This window comes from Waterburya agarophytonicola KI4 (assembly GCF_020640915.1).
Lineage (GTDB): Bacteria > Cyanobacteriota > Cyanobacteriia > Cyanobacteriales > Xenococcaceae > Waterburya > Waterburya agarophytonicola.
On record NZ_JADWDC010000065.1, the window covers coordinates 1 to 24,108 of the forward strand.

Genomic DNA, 24,108 nt, shown 5'->3' on the forward strand with positions numbered 1-24,108 from the left:
AAGTTATTCGACGAGCTATTCCCGATTTCCAAGACCTCAAAAATGAGCAGTTACCCTTTTTTTCTCAAGGTTGATTCAAGATATTATTGCTGAAAAATTCCTCCCAGACAAGGCAGACATAACCCCAGAGTAGTTAAGAAACCTCGTTCCAAATTCAAGGCTAAAAAATTTCTTCATCAAGAAACCTTCCTTCAACCAAAAAAACTTACTTTGGCGATTTTTAATTCTGTTTAATTCTTAACCGAGAAGTATTGGGCTATGGTCTAGTTTTTTAATTGTGACCTTATGTAAATAATTTCAAAACATCTTTCAATTCTTTAATTTCCGCTTCCAAATTTCCGCGATCGGCTGCACGCACCAAACACTCTTCGAGGTGTTCCTCCAAAATAATTTTAGCCACGCTAGATATCGCTCCTTTAACCGCTGCAACTTGATTGAGAACTTCTGGACAAGGGCGATTCTCTTTCACCATCATTTTGATACCACGAACGTGACCTTCAATACGAGATAAACGATTGACTATTTTTTTCAGAGATTCTTCATCATGAACGTGAGGAGAAAGCTGGGAGTTATCTAACGAAGACTGTCGCGATCGCGAATGATTTTCTTTGCCAATCATTTAGTTCTAATACCATCCATATAATAAGTGTCCAAAATAAGTGACTGAAATTTTGGGCAACTATACCCTTTTATTGTAGGTAGATCGGCATTAAAAAAGCGATGCTGCGATCGTGTATTAGATTGCTCTAATTAATCTTGGCATCGCTTGATATATAAAGTTCTCAGATAAAGTAACTGTTTGAAAACTTTAGTTAACTTTATTTATTACCTTTGTCTGCTTTATTTTTTGGGTCGTTCAAACCCGTATAAGCTCTTGCTGACTGGTCGTCCAAGATAACATTCTCATCATCACCCAAAGTTTTATAAGAGCGACGGGGAGTACTATCAGAACTAACATTCAAATCTTCAGCTATACGATAAGATTCAAAATCATCGCCATAACCATAAACTCCATTATTGCGCAAACCAGAATCTCCATCGCCACGAGACGATGGTTCGTCAAGGGTATTGAAGCCCGTGCCCGCAGGAATTAGACGACCGATAATTACGTTTTCTTTCAATCCTCTGAGCCAATCAGATTTACCTTCAATTGCTGCTTCGGTCAAGACTCTAGTAGTTTCTTGGAAAGAAGCGGCAGAGATAAAGCTATCAGTATTCAAAGAAGCTTTGGTGATACCCAACAATACGGGAGTATATTGGGCAGGCGCGCCACCAGTGATGGACATCGCCTCATTCACTTGCTCGATTTGACTTAGTTCTAGAAGTTCTCCAGGTAAGATAATGGTGTCTCCTCCATCGTCGACTCTTACTTTCGCCGTCATCTGTCTGACGATGACTTCAATGTGTTTGTCAGAAATATCAATTCCTTGACTTTGATATACGGACTGTACTTGACGAACTAAGAATAGTTGCGCTTTTTGCAAGCCAATCAAGGATGCCTCATAACAACCTTTTTCTGGTAAATGATAGTTAAAGTGAGTTTCCAAAATCTCGTGAGGATTGGCAGGACCATCGGTTAAAGGTTCTCCCGCCTCGACTTTTTGTCCATCACTAACGATCGCATTTTGCCCAGGCTTAATCGGATAGTCGCTAACTACGCCATCATCTTCAATGATTTTAATATCGACAGTTTCGTTATCTTCATAAACTACCTGACATACCCCAGAGCTACGACTTAGGATACAACCTTCTTTGGGTTTGCGAGCCTCTAATAATTCTTCAATACGGGGTAAACCTTGAATAATATCCCCTGTTTTAGAGCGTTCAAAGACTAGCAGCACTAAGTTATCACCGCGCTGGACTAGATCTCCGTCATCAATATGCAACACTGCACCTTGAGATACACGATAAGGACGAGTATGACGCAATACCACAGTGGTTTTACCTGCTGCCTGCTCGGTTAATTCAATAACCCGTCCAGACTGCTCTAGTATTATTCCTGGAGCGAGTTCGCTACCAGATACTAGTAAGTTTCCTTCTTTGAAGTCGCAAGCACTCTTCGGTACGTCTAGTTCGTGAGTAACCAAGTCACTATCTCGTACTATCAAGATACGGCGAATGGCTTCTCCCCCCTCGCGGATCCCTTGTACTTCTCCAGTAGATTTACATTGAATTTCAGTACGGGCAATAGTCGCACCTTTGACGATTTCTTGACCATCTTCGACCATGACTCTGGTTTGAACATCTCCGCTATGGGGATCGACATCGGTATCTCTTCTCAAGACTAAAGATTCGAGAATCACCATTTGCAATCTTTTGGTGTCAGGGTCTTCTTCTTCTGGCTGCAATTCAATATCAGCACTAAGGTTAGCAATAATATCATTTTCTTCTGTGGTTTCAATCTCCAGAACTAGTTGAGTACTAATCAGAGAAAGACTGCTTACAGATTTCACTCGTTCGCCATCTTTATAAAAGATTCTTTGTACCGAACGTAGTTCTATTTGACGACCATCATCTTGATTGATCGACGCTTGGGAAGGAATAGAAGGCTCGTCTGCTACCTCAAATTCTTGAACAGGTCGTAGAATTAACGCCGGCCCTTCGGTAGTTTCGACTACTTCCCCATATCTTAGTTCAGTAACAGATACCCCTGGTAATACTTCCGTTCCTGGTTGGAGCAGTTTTTCATGCCATTCATTCTTAGGATCGTCTAACTGATGAACTTCTCCTGGTTTGATGATAATTTCTCGTAAGATGTCATTTTTCTGAACGACTTCCACAATACCCGAAGATTGACAGAAAATGTCTTTGACAACTTCTGTACCTGCTTCGACATATTCTCCATCTTCAACAATCAACAGAGATATATCTTTATTAACCTCATGGCTTTCTTCAGAAATCCAGAGTAGACTGCCTCCTTGTTCTATTTCGTAACCCTGTTTGCGATTACCTTTACCGATAGTAATACCACCGTACTTGATAATCCCTCCCGTATCTGTACGATAGCGATCGTCAATTAACTCAGCAACAATCTGACCGTTTTGAACTTTTGTCCCTGGAGTCGCTTTAAGTAGGAATTTGCGATCGTCAGCCGTATAAATAATATATTGCTCGCGACCACCATCGCTCTCAATTTTGACTCTAGCTTGGTCTAGAGATACAGAAGCAGTCACGATTTCAATTTCGCGACTATCTTCAATCATTCTCACCACACCACCATTAGCAGCAGTTAGTCTGGTTTGAGCTAACAAATCTCCTGGTTTAACTTTATCCCCATTTTTAACTAGGGCTTCTGCACCAGGAAGCAAGTTATATACTTCTCCCGATAAGACCCACAATAAGCCAGATCTTTGAGCAATACGAGTAGTATTTCCCTGACGGTCTTTTTTATCTTCTGGGATGAGGTCGGCAAAAACAACTTCTCCAGCTAAATCTGAAGTTACGTCTTTAGCCGCTTTTTCGGTAGATTTTTGTACCTGTTGTTTGGCTACTTCAACCAATAGCTGACCTTTTTTAACCTCTTCTCCATCTTCTACATAGATTAAAGATCCCGCAGTCAAAGCGGTGTTAGTCGTCTTACCTTTGTTGGGAATTAATTGAATATCCCCAATGGTTTCTACTTGGTTTCTTTCGTCACCGTGACGGGTACGAATGGCACGAGTACTCAAACCTTTGCCAAATTTGACTTTACCATCAGCTTTGGCTTTAATTTGACGGGCAACTTCTCCTGTAAATACTCCTCCAGTGTGGAAGGTACGCATGGTTAATTGCGTTCCAGGCTCGCCGATAGACTGGGCTGCAATAATTCCGACTGCTTCTCCCATGTCTACCATATGTCCGTGGGCTAAACTCCAGCCATAACATTTCTGACAAACAGAACGAGCAGCCTGACAAGTTAAAGGAGAGCGCACCATGACTTCTTCAATGCGATCGCCTATTTCTTGAGCTAGATCTTGGTCAATGTCTTGGTTGCGAACCGCCACGACTTCTTTGGTTTTCTTGTCGATCTCATCTCTAGCCAGAACCCTGCCCAACAAGCGATCGCTTAGTTCGATCAAAGTGCGATCGCCATCTTTCATGGCACGGAGATAAATACCCCGATCTGTACCGCAGTCTATTTCCCTGACAATTACGTCTTGGGAAACATCTACCAAACGGCGAGTCAGATAGCCAGAGTCAGCAGTACGTAGTGCAGTATCTACCAATCCTTTCCGCGCACCGTAAGAAGAAATAATATATTCAGTTACGGTCAATCCCTCTCGGAAATTAGTTTTAATTGGTAAATCGATGATTTCCCCTTGAGGATCAGCCATCAATCCCCGCATACCAACAAGTTGGCGTACTTGAGACAAGTTACCCCTCGCTCCACTAAATGCCATCATATAGACAGAATTGAGAGGATCGGTAGCGCGAAAATTAGTTACCACCTCATTTTTGAGGTTTTCTGAAGTACTTGTCCAAGTATCAATTACCTTTTGAAAACGCTCTACCTCCGTAATTTCACCACGAGCATAACGTTCTTGGGTTTCTCTGATTTCTACCTCTGCTGCTTCGAGCATTTCGGCTTTAATTGGCGGTACTTTCAGATCGTCAATGCTAATAGAAACTCCAGCTACAGTCGCATAGCGAAAGCCCAATTCTTTGAGAGAGTCAGCCATAGTAGCACTATGAGCCGAGCCATATTCGGTAAAAGATAAAGCCATCAGTTTTTTCAGACGACCTTTATCGACGATGTGATTATAAAATTTCATGCTGTTTTTGTTTCTAGCTATTAAAACTTACTGTTTTTTGAAGTCAAGGGATTCAAACTCTGGTTAGAGCTTGCCTAAACTGCTGCCATCAAAGCCTCTTGGACTGTCTTGTTATAAATAATTCGACCAGCAGTAGTATTTATATATTGGGCAATCTGTTCTCCTTTTGCCGATCTGCGGACAAATCGCTGGCGATAGTATTCGATTGTGCTACCATCTCCCAAAGTTTCTGATTCCACTATTTCTACATCTGGTTCTTCAGTGACTACTTCTCCGTCGTAGCGCAACCAAACATTAGCATGAAGATCGATCTGACCCTGTTCGTAAGCTTTAATGGCATCATCTAAGTTACCAAAACGACGACCTTCACCTTTTACTGCTTTAGGATCTTCGGCAGTTAAGTAATAGCAACCCAATACCATATCTTGGGATGGGGCGACAATTGGTCTACCTGTAGCTGGAGACAAAATGTTATGACACGCTAACATCAACAATCTTGCTTCCGCCTGAGCTTCCAAAGAAAGGGGTACGTGAACCGCCATTTGATCTCCATCAAAATCGGCATTGAATGCAGGACAGACTAAAGGATGAAGTTGAATTGCTCTCCCTTCTACCAAAATAGGTTCAAACGCTTGAATACCCAAACGGTGTAGAGTAGGCGCACGATTGAGCATTACAGGGTGTCCTGCAATTACTTCTTTAAGAACTTCATAAACACTAGGATCGTTACGCTGAATCAGTTTTTTCGCAGCTTTGATATTGTTCACCATCCCGCTATTAATCAGACGATGAATTACAAAAGGCTGGAATAGTTCGATCGCCATTTCTCTGGGCAATCCACACTGATAGATTTTTAATTTAGGTCCTACTACAATTACTGAACGTCCAGAATAATCTACCCGTTTACCCAGAAGGTTTTGACGGAAACGCCCTTGTTTACCTTCGATAATGTCGGATAAAGATTTTAGGGGACGGTTGTTAGCTCCCACTACAGTACGACCGCGACGACCGTTATCAATCAGAGCATCTACCGCTTCTTGGAGCATCCGTTTTTCATTACGGACGATGATTTCTGGTGCGAGGATTTCTTGTAATCTTGCCAAACGATTATTGCGGTTGATTACTCGACGGTAAAGATCGTTTAGATCGGAAGTTGCAAAACGACCACCATCCAACTGCACCATCGGACGCAAATCGGGAGGAATTACAGGAATTGCTGTAACTACCATCCATTCTGGGCGAGAACCAGTCGCCACAAAGTTATCAATTACCCGCAAGCGTTTGATTAGTTTGGCTCTCTTTTGTCCCTTAGCATCGGCAATTTGTTCCCGTAGTTTTTCGGCTTCTTCTTCCAAATTAACTTCTTCTAAAAGCCTTTGAACGGCTTCTGCACCAATCCCAACTTCAACCCCAATTAATTCTGAATCTTCACTGTATAACTGATCTTCAATTTCAATCCACTGATCTTCTGTCAACAATTGCTTGGCTGACAGATTACCTGCATTGCCAGGATCTAAAACGACGTAAGCATTAAAATAGACTACCTGTTCGACATCCCGCAAAGGCATATCTAATAAAATACTGAGATAGCTAGGAATACCTTTGAGATACCAGACGTGGGTTACAGGAGCAGCAAGCTTGATATAGCCCATGCGGTGGCGACGTACTCGCGATTCTGTTACCTCTACCCCGCAACGTTCGCAAACAATACCACGGTGGCGTACTCGTTTGTATTTACCACAGTGACATTCCCAGTCCTTTGCAGGACCAAAGATGCGCTCGCAAAACAAGCCATCCATCTCTGGCTTGAGAGTACGATAGTTAATGGTTTCGGGTTTGGTGACTTCTCCAACTAGCTGACCGTTAGGCAGAGTTCTTTCCCCCCACTGACGAATACGTTCGGGGGAAGCAATACCGATTTTAACGTAATCAAATCTTTGTTCTACTTGGTTTCTCATTGATGATTAGAAATTAGGGATTAGGAATTTAATTGTCTGCTCAACAAGGGTGGAGGTAAAAGATCTATTGATATATTTTCCTCTTCCTCCATCCTGCTATTTGTTATCCTTTACTACACTTCTTCAGTGGTTTCTTCTCTTTGTAGAGACTCATAGGTGGGTCGATTAGGAGTACGGCGAGGAGTATCTGCCATCAAGTCAACTTCCACATCACGGCTACTACCATCTTCCATGGCTTCGAGTTTGTGTACGGCAATATCTAAACCGAGAGACTGCAATTCTCGCATTAATACCTTGAAAGATTCTGGCGTACCAGGACGAGGAATAGGCTTACCTTTGACAATCGAGTTAAGAGCCTCATTTCGTCCTTGCATATCATCAGACTTAACGGTAAGTAGCTCTTGGAGAGTATAGGCTGCACCATAAGCTTCTAATGCCCATACCTCCATTTCTCCAAAACGCTGTCCGCCTTGCTGTGCCTTACCACCCAATGGCTGTTGCGTAACCAAAGAATAAGGTCCTGTAGAACGAGCGTGAATCTTATCGTCTACCAAGTGAACCAGTTTGAGCATATAAGCTTTTCCGACTGTCACAGGGCGATCAAATGCTTCTCCCGTCCGTCCGTCAAAGACTTGGATTTTTCCCGGGTTATTTTCGTCATAGACCCAAGATTTACCAGGTTTGCGAGCAGCTTCTTGAATTTTACCGTGAACGGTTTCTCTCGATGCTTCTTTACCATACATTTCATCGAAAGGCATCATCTTAAAGCGCATCGCTAGATTTTCTCCAGCCCACCCAAGAAGACACTCAAATACCTGTCCGACATTCATCCTTGAAGGAACACCAAGAGGATTAAGGGCAATATCAATAGGAGTACCATCGGGTAAATAAGGCATGGATTCGATGGGCAAAATGCGGGAAATAATCCCTTTGTTACCATGACGACCAGCCATTTTATCCCCTACCTGGATTTTACGTTTTTGTGCTACGTAAATTCTTACTACCATATTCGCTCCAGGAGGTAGTTCGTCACCCTGTTCTCTGGTAAAGACGCGAACGTCTACTACCCGACCTTTCTCTCCGTTGGGAACTCGCAAGGAGTTGTCTCTTACGTCTCTGGCTTTTTCACCAAAGATTGCTCTAAGAAGTTTTTCTTCAGGAGGCTGATCGGATTCGCCTTTAGGAGTAACTTTTCCAACTAGAATTTCTCCTGCTTCTACCCACGCACCAATATGAATAATGCCTCGTTCATCTAGGTTACGTAAAGCATCTTCCCCAACATTAGGTAGTTCTCGGGTAATTTCTTCTGGCCCTAATTTGGTTTGTCTGGCTTCAATTTCAAATTTTTCAACGTGGATACTTGTATATACATCGTCGTAAACCAAACGCTCGCTAATTAGAATCGCATCTTCGTAGTTATAGCCTTCCCAGGGCATATAAGCTATTAGTACGTTTTGTCCTAGAGCTAGTTCTCCACCTTCAGTAGAAGAACCATCAGCTAACACTTGACCAGGAACAACATCTTCTCCTGCATATACTAGAGGACGTTGATTTAAACAGGTGTCTTGGTTAGAACGTTGGTATTTTTGTAGTTTGTAGGTGATTTCTTCTCCAGGTTCGGGAGCATATAATCCGTTTTCGCCTTCTTCTACTCGAACTCGGACGACTTCAGCATCTACATAGGTAACGATTCCATGAGTTCGAGAAACTACAACCATTCCTGAGTCGCGGGCTGCTTGAGCCTCTAATCCAGTACCTACCAAGGGACGTTCTGGGCGCAGCAAAGGTACAGCTTGACGTTGCATATTAGAACCCATTAGGGCGCGGTTAGCATCATCGTGTTCGAGGAAGGGAATCAAGCTGGTTGCTACAGATACAATCTGTACGGGAGAAATCGCCACGTAATCCACCTCATCAGGATTACAGGTAGAAAATTCTTGACGATAACGAATAGCAATAGTTTCGCCCAAGATGTAGCCATCATCATCGGTAGCTACGTCTCCAGGTGCAACTCTCATGTCATCTTCTTCATCCGCAGTCAGATAAACCACATCTTCTTGCTTTAATACCCGACCATTATCTACGCGATAGTAAGGAGTAGCGATAAATCCGTAGGGGTTGACGCGGGCGTAAGTAGCTAGAGAACCAATCAAACCAGCGTTAGGTCCTTCAGGAGTTTCTACGGGACAAATACGACCATACTGAGTAGGGTGAATGTCTCGCACAGCAAAACCTGCTCTTTCTCTGGTTAAACCACCAGGACCGAGTGCTGACAGACGACGTTTGTGGGTCAACTCTGCCAAAGGATTAGTTTGATCCATAAACTGGGATAGTTGAGACGAACCAAAGAATTCTTTGATTGCTGCTACTAATGGTTTGGGGTTAACTAAAGCTGCGGGAGTGAGGCTATTGGCTTCACTCACAGTCATCCGTTCGCGAATAATTCTTTCTAGACGGTTCAAACCAACTCTAACTTGGTTTTGTAGGAGTTCTCCCACAGAACGTACTCGACGATTACCTAGGTGATCGATATCATCAGTGCTACCACCATCAAATTCTAAGTTAATTAGATAAGCTACCGCCGAAAGAATGTCAGTATTGGTTAATACTCTAGTGGTATCGGGAACTGTTAGACGCAGCTTTTTGTTGATTTTGTAACGACCAACTCTGCCTAAGTCATAACGCTTGGAATCAAAGAAACGGGATTCTAGTAGCTGTTGTCCGCCACTTACTGTAGGAGGCTCACCTGGGCGAAGCTTGCGGTATAGCTCTAGGAGTGCTTCTTCTTCGCTAGGATTTCCTTCTTTATCAAGGGTTTTTTGATAGAAATCGGGGTGGCGAATACCGTCCATAATTTCGTTATCGCTCAAACCGATCGCCTTAAGCAATACTTGAGCCGAAAGTTTGCGAGTCTTATCGATTCTGACCCAGACTAAACCATTTTTATCAGTTTCAAATTTTAACCAAGCACCACGGTTGGGAATTAAAGAAGCAGAATAGGTACGACGACCATTTTTATCGGTTTCTGCTTTGTAATATACTCCAGGAGACCGCACAATTTGGTTGACAATTACCCTTTCTGCACCATTGATAATAAAAGTACCGCGATCGGTCATCAAAGGTAGATCGCCAACAAACACTTCCATTTCTTTGATCTCACCACTTTCTTTATCGATCAAGCGAGTGGGAACATAGACCTGTACGTTGTAAGTACTATCTCGGCGTTTAGCCTCCTCCATCGAATATTTGGGTTCTTTGAGGCGATAGTTTTCACCCATGAAATGTAGCTCAAATTTGCCCGTATAGTCGGTGATTGGTGAAAAACTGTTAAGTTCCTCAATTAATCCCTCTTCTAAAAACCAACGAAAGCTAGAGCGTTGAATTTCAATTAAGTCTGGTAGCAAATTGTAGGTCAGATTATTCATGAAGATTCTAGTTGATACTGTTTTTGATTCGACTCTGAGAAAAAATTGAAATACTTTAGTTTTTTAAAAGCGTACTTTTTGGTTTATGACTGGCTTTCTAATTGAATGTTAAACAGGCGACAGGCATTTGCTGTGGTTTGCTGGGCGATAGTTTCTAAGTCAGTCTGGTGCAAATTTGCTAGATATTCCGCCACGTCGCGCACGAAAGAAGGCTCATTAGTCTTGCCTCTATGGGGAACAGGTGCCAAAAAAGGGCAGTCAGTTTCCACTAACAAGCGATCGCTCGGCACAATCTTCGACGAATCCTGAACTTGCTTGGCATTTTTAAAAGTGACAATACCGCTATAGCTAATGTAAAATCCCAAATCAAGAAACCATTTGGTTTCCGATTCGTCCCCTCCCCAACAGTGCATGACTCCCCTGACAGAACCTTCTGTTGCCCAGAAATCTGTCAACACTTCTTTTAGTTTTGTTGCTGCATTGCGACAGTGAATTATGACGGGTTTATCGAGTTCTTGCGCGATTCTTAACTGCTCTTTTAGGACTAAAATTTGCTTTTCTTGGTTATCTGCCTTATAAAAGTCTAACCCCGTTTCTCCAATAGCTACTACTCGTCGATCCGAACCCGCTAAACTTTTTATTTTTGCGGCGGTGTCATCTTGCCATTTATCGACATCTAAAGGATGTAATCCAATCGCAAACGACAATTCAGGGAAACGATCCGCTAAGGACTGTATTCCCTGAAATTCTTTCGGTTCTACACAAGAATGTACTAAATGAACTACACCAGCATCTTGCCAACGCTGCCTTAACGAGCTTAAATTCCCTTGAAAAACATCGAAGTTGATGTGAACATGGGTATCTATTAACTGCATCTACTACGTGTATTGCCTATATTTAAGTGATAGTAATCTAGGAATGCCATAAAAACAGCCATAAACATAATTGCTAATTATGGCCGAACAATCTTCGTTTTAAGAAGCTGTTGCTTTTTGTAAAACTCTAGCAATGCGGGCTTTCTTTCTTGCTCCGTTGTTCCTATGAAGCACTTTACGCTTGACCGCTTTGTCAATTTTGCTGTAGGCAGCTGACATTGCTTGCTTAACAGTTTCCATATTTTCTGGAGTGGGTTCGGCTGTATATGTCTCTACAGCACCAAAATAGCTTTTGGTTAAGGTTCTAAGCGCAGATTTGTAAGCTTTATTACGCAAACGGTTGCGCTCTGCTGTTCTAATACGTTTGATTGCCGATTTGGAGTTAGCCACAGTTGTTTAAACAGAAATTTGCTTTGTAAGTAATTTAGGAAATACATATAGAATTGGATTTTACATTCTAACAACTATTTAAAAAATGTGTCAAGTCATATAAAGAATAATTTTGATTAGAAAATATGAAGCTCTTCAGTTATAACTCTTATTACTCTTATAAGCGAACAACGAAACTAGGCGAGTAATCATAGTTTCACGTTAAGCTAGGAATATAGATGAGTGTTTTACTGTAAAGATTTCTATAATGGTATCGATAGTGAAGACTCACTATGCTTGTTAAATAGATCAAAATGGAAATGGGGATCTCGATGCTGCGAATAATCGATCGGCAAACGGAGGCACAAACGGAACTAAAGCGTATTGGCGATCGCAATAATGGTGAAGATATTCAACCCAAAGAAGCTATCGTCCGAGAAATTGTGACTAAGGTGAAGCAAACAGGCGATCGCGCTTTGTTGGAATATACAGAAAAATTTGATAGGCAAGTATATACTGCCGATCAACTAAAGGTTACAGGCGCGGAGCTAGATGCTGCATATCAACAAATCTCCAAAGATCTTTTGAGCGCTATTCAAGTAGCTTGTCAAAAAATAGAAGCTTTTCATCGTCAGAGAATACCCAAATCGTGGGTACAGTTTGATGAAGACGAAGTTGTTCTGGGCAAACGCTATACCCCTGTAGACAGAGCAGGACTTTATGTACCTGGGGGAAGAGCATCTTATCCCAGTACGGTTTTGATGAATGCCGTACCTGCAAAAGTGGCACAAGTTCCCCATATCATTATGGTTACACCTCCTGGTCAAGATGGGAAAATTAATCCAGCAGTATTGGTCGCTGCTCAAGAAGCAGGAATCGAAGAAATTTATCGCGTTGGAGGGGCTCAAGCTGTAGGTGCATTGGCTTATGGTACAGAAACTATTCCCAAGGTAGATGTAATCACTGGACCTGGAAACATTTATGTAACTCTAGCCAAGAAAATGGTCTACGGTACAGTAGGCATCGATTCGTTGGCTGGTCCTTCTGAAGTTTTGATTATTGCTGACGAACAAGCTAATCCAATACATGTAGCAGCGGACTTGTTAGCACAAGCCGAACATGATCCCATGGCAGCAGCAATTCTAATTACGACAGACAGCAATTTAGCTCGACAAGTACAGCACGAAGTTAGCCAGCAATTAGCCCATCATCCTCGTAAAGTTTTGACGGAAAAGGCGATCGCTCATTACGGTTTAATTGTGGTGGTAGAGTCTTTGGCAGAAGCAGCAGAACTTTCTAATTTGTTTGCTCCAGAACACCTAGAATTGGAAATAGCCGACCCTTGGGATTTGATCGAACAGATACGCCATGCAGGAGCAATCTTTATTGGTAATTCCACTCCAGAAGCTACAGGAGACTATCTAGCGGGGCCAAATCATACCTTACCAACTTCTGGTGCTGCTCGTTATGCATCGGCATTAGGGGTAGAAACTTTTATGAAACATTCTAGTTTAATTCAGTATTCTTCAACGGCTTTGAAAAAGATGTCTAGCACGATTCAAATCTTAGCTCAAGCGGAAGGTTTGCCGTCTCACTCTGATTCGGTCAAATTTAGGACGGAATAGGTCAATTATGGCTTTAATTATTTTTGCGGGTTTAGACGGCACACTAAAACAGGCAAAACTTCTCAGGCTTAAAGAAAATTATCATTTGATTAAAAAAATATCTTTGATAATTCTGTAATAAAAAGCATTTACTAACTCCTTGCTTTTTTTTCCTACAGTTCAAATAAATCTGTTATAATGCTAAATCGATACGATAAGGAGAGGTGGCTGAGCGGTTGAAAGCGGCTCCCTGCTAAGGAGTTATGGGGTGTAAACCTCATCGGGGGTTCGAATCCCCCCCTCTCCGTACTTAACTATTTATTGTTTATTGGATCAATAAAGTTTTAAGATAAGAAAAATATTTTTTTAAGCTTGTTTTACGGATAAGCTTGAATATTTCGAGTACAATTCCAAGCTAATCGAACCAGGATTAAAATCAAATGGGAATTGTCAATATGAAATATTTTAGTTTATTCCGTCTTATTCCTTCTAAAGCTCTATTTCTATTATTAGCTTGTGTAAGTGGTGGAATTTTGCTTACTTCTTGTCAAGGAGATTCAGCTAATACTGACAGTCAAACTAATGCTGGCAAAGGAGAAAATGGTCTTAAGCTGGGAACTTTAGCCCCCACTACGGGAGATTTATCTTCGATTGGGCAAAATTGGCCTGCTGCGGTTCAATTAGCAGTAGATACTATTAATGGATGTGGTGGAGTCAATGAAGCTCAAGTAAGTTTGACGGTAGAAGATAGTCAAACCGAACCTACCGCAGGGGCTGCTGCAATGACTAAACTGGCGGAGGTAGATAAAGTGGCAGGGGTTGTTGGCGCATTTGCCAGTAGTGTATCTGGGGCAGCAGTGGATGTTGCGGTGCGAAATAAGGTAATGATGGTCTCTCCTGGCAGTACAAGTCCTGTATTTACCGATAGGGCGCAAAACGACGAATTTAATGGCTATTGGGCGCGGACTGCTCCACCAGATACCTATCAATCTCAAGCTTTGGCAGCATTGGCACAAAAAAAAGGCTTTAAAAATGTTTCTACCGTTGCGATCAATAATGATTATGGAGTGGGATTTGAGCAGCAATTTGTCGAAGCTTTCAAGAAAACAGGAGGCAACATTGTTGGCAAGCCTACACGCCACGATCCCAAAGCAGCAACCTTAGATAGTGAGGCAAAACAGGCTTTTGGTGGGAAACCCGATGCAGTTGCAGCAGTTTTATATGCTGAAACGGGGAGTGTATTGTTGAAATCTGCTTTTGAACAAGGACTGATGGACGGTGTAACCGTGCTTTTAACTGATGGTGTTTATTCCGATGATTTTGTTCGTCAAGTAGGTAAAACTGCCGATGGGAAATCTATTATTGCAGGAGCGTTGGGTACTGTACCAGGAGCAAATGGTGCAGCATTAGAAGAGTTCACTGCTTTATGGAATGACAAGGTTAAGAAAGAAATGACTGCTTATGTACCTCATAATTGGGATGCAGCAGTTTTGATGATGTTGGCAGCAGAAGCGAGCGATGCTAATACAGGAGAAGGCATTAAAAGTAAAATATTAGAAGTGGCAAATGCTCCTGGTAGAGAAGTTACTGATGCTTGTAAGGCAATGGAATTGATTCGGAATGGAGAAGATATCAATTTCCAAGGCGCAAGCGGAAATGTAGATATCGATGAAAATGGTGATGTTGTAGGTAGCTACGATGTTTGGCAAGTAGGTGAAGATGGAACTTTGAGCGTCATTGATAAAGTAGATCCTGTTAGTGGCAATTAAGATATATATCTTGATATATTTTTGAAATATATTTGCTAAATCGTCAATGTCATAAAAGCTAAAGATTTGCGCTCTTGCAAACTACCCCCAAATCGCACTAAGCTAAAAATCGATAGGGATTAAAGAGATACGGAACATCGCGGTCTATATCTCTATCAGTAAAGCTGAGTAATCCCAATCTGAAGTTATTACTGTTTTGAGTAATTATGGACGCGATCGATCTAATGACATCGCTTCGCGACGCGCATTCTAGCAAACTAACACCATAAATTATGATACTGAAACAAGTTATTGCCCAGGTCAAAAATTTGTTCCCTGCACCCGAAGTTCACGCTCATTGTGATGGCCCTTGTGGTGTATACGATCCTGCTTCCGCTCGTGTTACTGCAGAAGCTGTAGTTTCTATGACTAAGAAAATTCAGGATCTAGAAGCTCCTTCTGATGATGATAAAGCAGCTATGATTGCTTATCACAATACTCTTTCTCGCTATATTGCAATCAAAGAAGAGCAAGCTCAAAAAACTAAGGAAGACTTGTTGATTCTATGGACAGACTACTTTAAGCCAGTTCATTTGGAAAAATATCCCGATCTTCACGACACTTTTTGGCAAGCTGCTAAACTTTGTTCTGCTTGCAAGGTAGAAGTTAGTACTCAACATGCCAATGAATTGATGGATGCGGTACAGAAAATTCATGATATATTTTGGGCTACTAAAGGGCGCGATGTTAGCTTTGTTAAAGCTAGCTAGTTTAAATATTAAGTAGATATTAAGTCCCAGATATTTGTTGAGATGAGCTAGTCATGATTAGCTCGTCTTTTTTTTTGCAATAAATTAAATTATATTAAAAAAGGTTATGAATATTGGTAGTTTTCTGGAATAACTTTAAGTTTGTTGACAACAATTTATAATCTAAAGTTTTTTTCCCAATTGATTTTTAACAATGCCAAAATGGAAAGAGGTTGAATTTTTGCGATCAATTGCGGATTAAGGCTTTGCCAGACACTAAGGTTATACCTTAGTGTTGTAATTTTGCTGTGGAATTATTCACTATAAATACTTAAAGCTGAAACGAAATCGATCGCGATTTTGGTGTGTGTGAGGATTATTTTAAGATGTTGAAGTTATGGGGAAAGATTGATCGCATTACCCCTGTTTTTGGTGTGTGGTGTTTGTTAATGCCTACTACTAAAGCTATGGCAGGTGAAAATTTAGCGATCGCAATACTGAGTTCGGACATTACTTTATCAAATAGTCAAAATATAGAACAGCAGGATAAAAGTACACCAACAATTGGCGATCGTCAAAGTACTTTTTTCAATGATGATCGTATCGATCGGGGTAATACTCATTTGCTTTTGTCTCAGGTTAATAGTGTGGAGAGCTTGCAAGATGTTAAACCAACAGATTGGTCTTATGAAGCTTTAAGGGGTTTAATAGATCGCTATGGTTGCATTAATGGCTTTCCCGATTTTACCTATCGAGGAGACCAAACTATTTCTCGTGCAGAATTTGTGGCAGGATTAAATAGTTGCTTAAACAAAATTGAGAACATTTTAACCAATTCTGATCGCATGCCTCAAAACGATGTGGAAACAGTTTTGCGTTTGATGCAAGAATTTCAGTCAGATTTAGCCATACTTCAGGGTAGGACAGATGGTAATCAAGCCCGTGTTGAAGATTTAGAAGCAATTCAGTTTTCTACTACTACCAAACTCCAGGGTGAAGCTGTTATTGCATTGGGGGATGTTTTGTCTAGCGATAGTGAAACTAACACCATTTTAGGTAGTAGATTGAGGATGGACTTAATAACTAGTTTTAGTGGCAACGATCTATTATTTACTAGATTATCTCGGAATGATTTTCCTGGCTTTGTTGAAGAAGCAGGTACTTTTCAAGGGAATTTATCTTTTGCCGACTCCGACGGAGATGATTTTGAACTAGAAGAGTTGCGCTATAGCTTTGGGGTTAATGAAAATCTAGATTTGATTGTAGGTGCAACAGGAGTAGATGCTGCGGATATTGCTGGTACAATCAACGTTTTGGATGGTGATGGTGGTTCGGGGTCTATTTCTACTTTTGGCACTCGTAACCCTATTTATAATCCACCAAGGGATGCAGGAGTCGGGGTGGTGCATCGTCCTCTCGACCGAGTTGAAATTTCTGCTGGCTATTTGGCTTCTCCTGCTAATGAATCTGCATCGGGTGGAGGTTTATTTAATGGCACTTACAGCGCGTTGGGACAAATTGAGATCGAGCCTTTTGATAGCCTTAGTTTGGCTGCGACTTACGTCCATAGCTACAATCAAAGCGATACAGAAACAGGGACGAATAAAGCTAATTTAAAATCTACCACGACTGAATTATTCGGCGAGGAAACACCCACTATTAGTAATTCCTATGGCTTAGAATTATCTTGGGCAATTAGCGATGGCATTGTAATTGGTGGTTGGGGTGGTTTGAGTAAGGTAAGCAATCTTTCGACTCTCGATCGGCAAATAGACCGAGGTACTCAAGATGTCTGGAATTGGACGGCAACTTTAGCTTTTCCTGACTTGGGCAAAGAAGGTAGCATGGGAGGAATTGTAGTAGGTAGCGAGCCTACTGCGACTAATTCTACCATTGAAAATTTAGAAATAGACAGCGATCGCTCTTTGCATTTAGAGGCTTTTTATCAATATCAAGTCAGCGATAACATTGCCATTACTCCTGGGGTAATTTGGATTACCGAACCCGATAGTAATATTCAAAATTCCGATGATTTGGTGATTGGAACTGTGAGGACTACTTTTAGTTTTTAGTTTTTAGTTTATTGAATATTTAAACCGACTCAAATTTATTTTTAGAATCGACTTGCTTGACAACTCATAATCGTTATGAGTATGATTTATGTAATGAATTTTGGAGCAAAAACAATAATGAGAGATACAGTACCAAGCGTAGTATTTAAAACTAGAGTTCGTGACGAATCTGTTGAAGGACCAAATCCTTTCCGTTGGCAGGATTTGACGACAGAAGAGATTTTCAAAGGCAAAAAAGTAATTGTCTTCTCTTTGCCTGGTGCTTTCACTCCTACCTGTTCTTCGACTCACTTACCTGGATACGAAGAACATTACGAGGAATTCAAAGCCTTGGGAGTGGATCAAATTGTCTGTTTGTCCGTTAACGATGCCTTTGTAATGTTCCAGTGGGGCAAACAACAGGGAGTTAAAAATGTTTTTCTTCTTCCTGATGGTAGCGGAGAATTTACTCGCAAAATGGGAATGCTCGTAGACAAATCAAACTTAGGCTTTGGTATGCGCTCTTGGCGTTATTCGATGCTAGTCAACGATATGAAAATCGAAAAAATATTTACCGAGCCTGATTTCGGCGATAACTGTCCTACAGATCCTTTTGAAGTATCTGATGCAGGGACAATGTTGGCATATTTGAAAGAAGCAAAATAACTATTTCAATCATATAGGAGCATTATTATTCAATGCTCCTGGGGCAAAAATCATGGGAATAATCTATCTTAGTGAGATCGCTTTATTAATTGCGGGTTTGGCTACTAATGAGTCAAAGAAATAACTAACAACTTTCACCCTTAACTATTAATTTTTCGTTCTTATGCGTAACATCAGTTAATAAATACAAAAGGAGAACTAAATTATGGTTTCTACTGTTTCTAAGCAAAAACTTTATAATACTCGTCTCGATCTTTCTGAAGATATTCGCGCTAAAGAAATTGATATTTTAAATCAAACTTTGGCAGCAACACTAGATCTAAAAACTCAAACCAAACAGGCTCATTGGAATGTAAAAGGTATGGACTTTTATCAGCTTCACGAACTGTTTGACGAGATGGCAGGGGAACTCGAAGAGTATGTTGATATGGTGGCAGAAAGAGTTACAGCATTGGGTGGTGTAGCAATGGGAACAGCTCGTCTTGCTGCTGCTAATTCGATCTTGTCAGAATACAATTTCGAAGCGGTAACAGGAGCAGATCATGTAACTGCTTTAGCCAATAGCTTTGGTACTTATGCCAAACACGTCCGCGAAGCAATTGATGCCACCGAAGAATTAGGGGATGCAGATACGGCGGATCTTTATACCGAAATCTCCCGCACTATCGATAAGCGTCTTTGGTTCTTAGAAGCGCATTTAGTTGGATAATTTACTAACTACTATATTATATTTCGGCGATGATTAGGTAATAGCTATTAGTTGATAGCTATTACCTACAAACGCAGTAAATTCGTATTAGGAGGGGTGATGGCTGATACAAAAGGTGCAGATGCAGTTGATAAGGCGATCGCTTTAGGTCAAGATTTAGATGGTTCGGCTATTGCTGAAAATAAGCTATCTCTGTATAACAAGGTGATGGAATTTGAAGCGGGAAGACAGAGAAGCGGTGTAACCAATACCATGCGATCGCGTATCGTGAGAATTGGTGCTAAACATCTCCTTTAAGATGAACTAAATCAAATGTTATTAGATGGGGAGTTTCCCTCTTTAAAGGATAAGGAAATCGCTTTTTATTATGGTGGGAAATAAATTGAGGGATTAAGCAACTCCTACGACTTGAAGTAGAAGAAACAAAGAAGAGAAGATTTATCAGAAGCCACTTGTTTTTTTAAATCTCTCTTCCTAATTATTTATCAAAAATCCTTTTTCTTTTGAGGTAATTTATTCCCCAAAAACCAACTCCAGATAAGAGCAAACCTAGGGTGGGACTAAATTCAAAAGGTACTTGTACTTGAGTTCCCTTAAATTCAGAAAAAGCAAACGCACCAAAACCACCACTGCCAACAAAGTCGATTTCTACTGTCTTTGTGTTCTGTTGAGTAAAACCACCAAGCTACTATTAATAGTTCGAGAACCATCACCATTAATAACGGCAGGATTTTTAAAATCTATTGTAAAAGCTTGAGCAGTTTGAATGCTCGTTAAACTAAATATAGTTGTACTTGCCACAAGAGGTTTTGCCAAAACCAAGGCAAGATTTTTTAAATATTTAAGATATAGATAGTTCACAGGAAAATGTGTTTTGATTTACATTTGCCATACTAACTAACAACCAATGAAAAAAAAATCAGGGACTTCCACTGTATTCTACAGTACTTCACGACGTATCGATTGATTTAACTAAATAAATTTACTTAAGGAGAAACAATTATGACTTATGATTTTGATCTATTTGTAATTGGTGCGGGTTCGGGTGGTATTGCTACCGCTAGAAGGGCTGCTCAATATGGGGCTAAGGTTGGTATCGTAGAAAGCGATCGCCTTGGGGGAACTTGTGTCAACCGTGGTTGTGTTCCTAAAAAACTGATGGTATACGCTTCTCACTTTCCTGCTGGATTTGAAGAGTCGGCGGGATATGGTTGGACTGTGGGAGAAACCAGTTTTGACTGGCACAAGATGATTACTGCTGTCAACGACGAAGTAACTCGCCTCAATGGTATATACAGCAGAATGTTAGATAATTCTGGGGTCAAGCTATACGAAGGCTATGGTAAGTTTGTTGACTCTCATACCATTGCGATCGGCGATCAAAAGGTTACTGCGGAAAAAATTCTGGTTGCAGTGGGTGGCAAACCTGTAAAACCTGACCATATTAAAGGAATTGAACACGCCATAACTTCGAGAGAAATTTTCAATGTTCAAGAACAACCAAAGCGCATGGTGATTATTGGCGGTGGTTATATTGGGGTTGAATTTGCCTGTATCTTAAATGGTTTGGGTACAGAAGTTACTGTTGTCATTCGTGGAGATAAAATCTTGCGCGGTTTTGATGAGGATATCCGCGATGAGATTCAAGCAGGGATGGAAAATCACGGCATTAAATTTGTTACTGGTTGTGATTGCGATCGCATGGTGATTGATAAAACTGATAGTGGTTTAAAAATTACTGTTCCTACTCAAGATGGAAAAGAAGAAACTATCATCGCCGATGCTGCTAGTTTGGCTGCTACAGGAAGAATGCCCGATCTGAAAGATCTTGGTTTAGAAAATACTAAAATCGAAGTAGCTAACGGCGCAGTTGTAGTAGATGAATATAATAAAACTGCTGAAGATCACATCTATGCGGTAGGTGACTGTACAGATCGCATTAATTTAACTCCTGTAGCGATTAATGAAGGTAGAGCTTTTGCCGATACTCATTTTGGTGGAATGTCGCGTCAAATGAGTTATGAAAATATTCCTACTGCGGTGTTTACTACTCCCGAAGCTGCTACGGTGGGATTAACTGAAGCCGAAGCCCGAGAAAAATATGGCGATGCAGTCAAAATATATCGCAGTAAATTCCGTCCTATGTACTATACTTTGGCAGGAAAAGAAGAAAAAACCCTGATGAAGTTAATTGTAGAAACTACTAATAATAAAGTGGTGGGCGCGCATATGGTGGGGGATAGCGCAGCAGAAATTATTCAAGGTGTGGCGATCGCCGTTAAAATGGGTGCTACCAAGGCTAATTTTGATGCCACAGTAGGGATTCATCCTAGTTCGGCAGAGGAGTTTGTCACCATGCGGTAACTTAAGGAACAAGGAATAAGGAAGAAAGAAAATACATAATATTAATCTAACTTTCTTTTTCCACACTTAAAATCCGATGCCCTTCATATCCATAATTTTTCCTTCGTGGAATCTAATTTGTATTGACATATTGTTAATAGGATCTGACCAAATAGTTCTACTTCCCTTATTGGCGTTGGGATAAAATCCTACGATTTCGATTACTTCAGAGTAAGTAAGAGATTCTCTCTTTTTGCTGGATTGTTTTTTGTGAATATTCCTGCTAAGTAGCTCATTCCAAATTGCAGGGGTTAAAATATCACCGTTCAGCCTGGTTAAATTGTTGCAAGCATAACCATCTCGATCGCTATCTAAATGCTTATGTTCGGGATAGAGATCGAGATAATGTTGTGCAGTTTCTTGATATTTAAAATCTCTACATTCTTTTTTTGAACTCTGATAACTAAAATCGTTAACCTCATTACTTACATCAGGATCGTGATAAATTGTCGTATGTACTGTTGGCAGGCTTTTTTCGACCGTCATATTATGACATCTACCCTGAATTATCATATTGATCGCTTTTAATTTGTTATTCCAAAGTTGTATTGAAAAAAGAGATAAAGCTAAGCTGATGAAGCAAAATTATCAAGAATTTGTCATTAGGGATTGGCAAAAAAGCGATCGCGATGGTGCTGCGGAAGTTATCAGGCAAGTTTTAGAAGAGTATGGTTTACCTTGGCAACCCAATTTGGCAGATCGAGATGTAATTGAAGTAGAGTCGACTTATCTGGAGATGGGAGGAGAATTTTGGGTAGTCGAACAACAAGGAGAAATTGTCGGTACAGCAGCATATCAACCTATAGCTAGAGGACAAAATGCTGTGGAGATTCGCAAAATGTACTTGTTGCCAACAGTTCGAGGTCGAGGATTGGGTGTATATTTATTAGAGCAGTTAGAACAAACAATTGCTATTAAAGATTATCAAGAAATTTGGATCGAGACTGCCACTGTCTTAAAAGAGGCAGTAAGATTGTACGAACTTAATAACTACAAACCCGCAAGTGGTGTAGAAACTGCAAGATGCGATTTAGTTTATTTAAAGCGACTACAACATCATCAGCCAAATAAGAAGTAGACAAAAACAAGCAAACTATGTTTTTACTAGCAGGGGATATTGGCGGAACAAAGACTATTTTACGTCTGGTAGAAGTCACCGAAGTCACTCTGACCGAAAAGACTTTTAAAACCGTTAAAGAAGCTCAATACATCAGTGCCAATTTTCCCGATTTAGTGCCGATGGTGCAAGAGTTTATGGGAGAAGATAAATATCTTTATCCTCAAGTTGCTTGTTTTGCGATCGCAGGACCTGTGGTTAATAATACCTGTAATTTGACTAACCTTAGCTGGATTTTAGAAACTCCACGCTTAGAGATAGAATTGGATATTCCTAAAGTTAGTTTAATCAATGACTTTGCTGCCAATAGTTTTGGTATTTTGGGGTTAAAAGATTTTGACGTTCATACTCTGCAAGCAGGAGAAGCCAGAAAAGATGCCCCTATTGCGGTGATCGGTGCGGGTACAGGTTTGGGAGAGGCTTTTCTAATTCCTCAAGGTAAAAAATACAAGATTTTTGCGAGTGAGGGAGGACACGCAGATTTTGCTCCTCGCAACGATCTTGAAACTGAATTATTAAAATATCTTAGGCTTAAATTAAAGGTAGAACATATCTCCGTAGAAAGAGTAGTATCAGGTCAAGGAATTGCGTCTATTTATCAATTTTTAAGAGATACAAAATTTGCTCCCGAGTCTCCTGAAATTAGCGACAAAATAAAGTTTTGGGAACAAGAACAAAAGAAAACTATTGACCCTGCTGCCATTATTTCTCAAGCAGCTTTTAAACAAAGCGATCGCCTTTGTGAAAAGACAATTGATATTTTCGTTGAAGCTTACGGCGCAGAAACAGGCAATTTAGCTCTCAAACTCCTTTCCTATGGTGGAATTTATATTGCAGGGGGGATTGCTGCCAAAATACTACCTTTGATGCAAGATGGCAGGTTTTTAGATACTTTTAAAGATAAAGGTAGAGTTAGTCCTTTGATCGAAGAAATTCCCGTTCATATTGTTCTTAATCCCCAGGTAGGATTAGTCGGTTCGGTATTGTATGGTTTGCAGCATCAAGATTGATTACGATTTGCTCTATCTTTAATATCTATTAGTATAAAATAGCTGCTTCTTTGATAGGTTCAAGCAAACTTAAAGGCAAATGAAATTGATTTAATTGCCACTTTTCCTTTTCTGGATGTTCTAGATCGTAGCCGTGATAGTCTGTACCGCCCGTCATTAATAAATTGTATTCCTGGCAAAACTTTTTAAGACGATTGACTTTATTATTGCCATGATGGGGATGGAAAACTTCAATACCCATTAATCCCGCTGCCACTAATACAGGCAATACTTCCTCAACCTTCCCTCCGCAAAATAAATAAGGATGCGCCCAAACTGGTACGCCACCAGAAGCGCGAATTAATTCAATACCCTCTTGTGCCGAAAACTTTTCATAGTGGACGTAAGCGGGACAATCTTCACCAATAAAACGTTCAAAAGCTTCTTGAGTTGAGTCTACATGACCAGCTTTAACCATGGCACTAGCAATATGAGGACGACCTAGAGCCATATTGCTTTCAGTATAGGTTAATTCTAGGGGATAGCCCATTGAAGCGAGATTCTCTAGCATTTCCTTCGCCCTGCGTTTTCTTCCTGCCAAACGCTCCGTTAGACTGGCTTCTATTAATTCCCTTTGGGGATAAGCTTAGACGTATTTACATTGCATTAACTAAATCACCTTTATTTTTTAATT

19 protein-coding genes, 1 tRNA gene and 1 pseudogene are annotated in these 24,108 nt (G+C 40.7%); 11 read left to right on the top strand and 10 right to left on the bottom strand.

Going from position 1 to position 24,108, the window contains the following annotated elements:
• Window positions 1-283 precede the first annotated feature (283 nt).
• The 6 genes from I4641_RS18970 to rpsT all read right to left on the bottom strand — a co-directional run bounded on the left by I4641_RS18970 (window position 284) and on the right by rpsT (window position 11,399).
• Entirely contained in the window at window positions 284-619 is a 336-nt protein-coding gene (locus tag I4641_RS18970) for a metal-sensitive transcriptional regulator (protein WP_229642154.1), read from the bottom strand.
• Between the two features lie 199 nt (window positions 620-818).
• On the bottom strand, window positions 819-4,751 hold the full coding sequence (locus tag I4641_RS18975) for a DNA-directed RNA polymerase subunit beta' (protein ID WP_263858281.1): 3,933 nt from the start codon (window positions 4,749-4,751) through the stop codon (window positions 819-821).
• 74 nt (window positions 4,752-4,825) lie between these two features.
• Complete coding sequence (locus I4641_RS23905) at window positions 4,826-6,709, bottom strand: DNA-directed RNA polymerase subunit gamma (RefSeq protein ID WP_263858282.1); 1,884 nt, start codon at window positions 6,707-6,709, stop codon at window positions 4,826-4,828.
• Between the two features lie 113 nt (window positions 6,710-6,822).
• Window positions 6,823-10,134, bottom strand: a complete 3,312-nt coding sequence (gene rpoB / locus I4641_RS18980) for a DNA-directed RNA polymerase subunit beta (protein WP_229642155.1) — start codon at window positions 10,132-10,134, stop codon at window positions 6,823-6,825.
• 83 nt (window positions 10,135-10,217) lie between these two features.
• Window positions 10,218-11,009: a TatD family hydrolase gene (locus I4641_RS18985; RefSeq protein WP_229642156.1), complete on the bottom strand. Its 792-nt coding sequence runs from the start codon at window positions 11,007-11,009 to the stop codon at window positions 10,218-10,220.
• 99 nt (window positions 11,010-11,108) lie between these two features.
• Window positions 11,109-11,399, bottom strand: coding sequence for a 30S ribosomal protein S20 (rpsT, locus tag I4641_RS18990; RefSeq protein ID WP_229642157.1), 291 nt, complete (start codon window positions 11,397-11,399; stop codon window positions 11,109-11,111).
• A gap of 311 nt (window positions 11,400-11,710) precedes the next feature.
• Here rpsT and hisD point away from each other — a divergent pair, with 311 nt between their 5' ends.
• The 8 genes and pseudogenes from hisD (at window position 11,711) to I4641_RS19030 (ending at window position 19,286) form a co-directional block, all read left to right on the top strand.
• The gene (gene hisD / locus I4641_RS18995) at window positions 11,711-13,003 is read left to right on the top strand and encodes a histidinol dehydrogenase (protein WP_229642158.1); all 1,293 of its coding nucleotides are present in this window, start codon (window positions 11,711-11,713) and stop codon (window positions 13,001-13,003) included.
• Between the two features lie 197 nt (window positions 13,004-13,200).
• A tRNA-Ser gene (locus tag I4641_RS19000) sits at window positions 13,201-13,289 on the top strand.
• A gap of 133 nt (window positions 13,290-13,422) precedes the next feature.
• Window positions 13,423-14,751: an ABC transporter substrate-binding protein gene (locus tag I4641_RS19005; RefSeq protein ID WP_229642159.1), complete on the top strand. Its 1,329-nt coding sequence runs from the start codon at window positions 13,423-13,425 to the stop codon at window positions 14,749-14,751.
• Between the two features lie 272 nt (window positions 14,752-15,023).
• Window positions 15,024-15,500 (top strand): superoxide dismutase, Ni, encoded by a 477-nt coding sequence (gene sodN, locus I4641_RS19010; protein WP_229642160.1) that lies wholly within the window; start codon window positions 15,024-15,026, stop codon window positions 15,498-15,500.
• A gap of 365 nt (window positions 15,501-15,865) precedes the next feature.
• Window positions 15,866-17,551 (top strand): iron uptake porin, encoded by a 1,686-nt coding sequence (locus I4641_RS19015; RefSeq protein WP_229642161.1) that lies wholly within the window; start codon window positions 15,866-15,868, stop codon window positions 17,549-17,551.
• Between the two features lie 117 nt (window positions 17,552-17,668).
• On the top strand, window positions 17,669-18,196 hold the full coding sequence (locus I4641_RS19020) for a peroxiredoxin (protein WP_229642162.1): 528 nt from the start codon (window positions 17,669-17,671) through the stop codon (window positions 18,194-18,196).
• A 205-nt stretch (window positions 18,197-18,401) separates the two neighbouring features.
• A complete protein-coding gene (gene dps / locus I4641_RS19025) occupies window positions 18,402-18,905 on the top strand; it encodes a DNA starvation/stationary phase protection protein Dps (protein ID WP_229642163.1) in 504 nt (167 codons plus the stop codon).
• Window positions 18,906-19,004: 99 nt separating this feature from the next.
• Window positions 19,005-19,286 (top strand): annotated as a pseudogene (locus I4641_RS19030) (small RNA NsiR4-regulated ssr1528 family protein).
• Window positions 19,287-19,383: 97 nt separating this feature from the next.
• Here the strand turns inward: I4641_RS19030 and I4641_RS24445 are convergent.
• Together I4641_RS24445 and I4641_RS19035 are read right to left on the bottom strand one after the other, a co-directional pair.
• The gene (locus tag I4641_RS24445) at window positions 19,384-19,551 is read right to left on the bottom strand and encodes a PFE-CTERM domain-containing protein (protein WP_439655359.1); all 168 of its coding nucleotides are present in this window, start codon (window positions 19,549-19,551) and stop codon (window positions 19,384-19,386) included.
• A 2-nt stretch (window positions 19,552-19,553) separates the two neighbouring features.
• Window positions 19,554-19,766 carry a hypothetical protein gene (locus I4641_RS19035; protein WP_229642164.1) on the bottom strand — a complete coding sequence of 71 codons (213 nt, stop codon included), beginning with the start codon at window positions 19,764-19,766 and terminating at the stop codon, window positions 19,554-19,556.
• 141 nt (window positions 19,767-19,907) lie between these two features.
• Between I4641_RS19035 and gor the strand changes: the two genes are divergently transcribed.
• A complete protein-coding gene (gene gor, locus I4641_RS19040) occupies window positions 19,908-21,269 on the top strand; it encodes a glutathione-disulfide reductase (RefSeq protein WP_229642165.1) in 1,362 nt (453 codons plus the stop codon).
• A 66-nt stretch (window positions 21,270-21,335) separates the two neighbouring features.
• On the opposite strand, the gene I4641_RS19045 is transcribed toward gor, so the two are convergent.
• Window positions 21,336-21,794: an excalibur calcium-binding domain-containing protein gene (locus I4641_RS19045; protein ID WP_229642166.1), complete on the bottom strand. Its 459-nt coding sequence runs from the start codon at window positions 21,792-21,794 to the stop codon at window positions 21,336-21,338.
• Between the two features lie 88 nt (window positions 21,795-21,882).
• Between I4641_RS19045 and I4641_RS19050 the strand changes: the two genes are divergently transcribed.
• On the top strand, window positions 21,883-22,386 hold the full coding sequence (locus tag I4641_RS19050) for a GNAT family N-acetyltransferase (protein ID WP_229642167.1): 504 nt from the start codon (window positions 21,883-21,885) through the stop codon (window positions 22,384-22,386).
• Between the two features lie 17 nt (window positions 22,387-22,403).
• Entirely contained in the window at window positions 22,404-23,435 is a 1,032-nt protein-coding gene (locus I4641_RS19055) for a glucokinase (protein WP_229642168.1), read from the top strand.
• A 28-nt stretch (window positions 23,436-23,463) separates the two neighbouring features.
• On the opposite strand, the gene I4641_RS19060 is transcribed toward I4641_RS19055, so the two are convergent.
• Complete coding sequence (locus tag I4641_RS19060) at window positions 23,464-23,985, bottom strand: PHP domain-containing protein (protein ID WP_229642169.1); 522 nt, start codon at window positions 23,983-23,985, stop codon at window positions 23,464-23,466.
• Window positions 23,986-24,108: the final 123 nt, after the last annotated feature.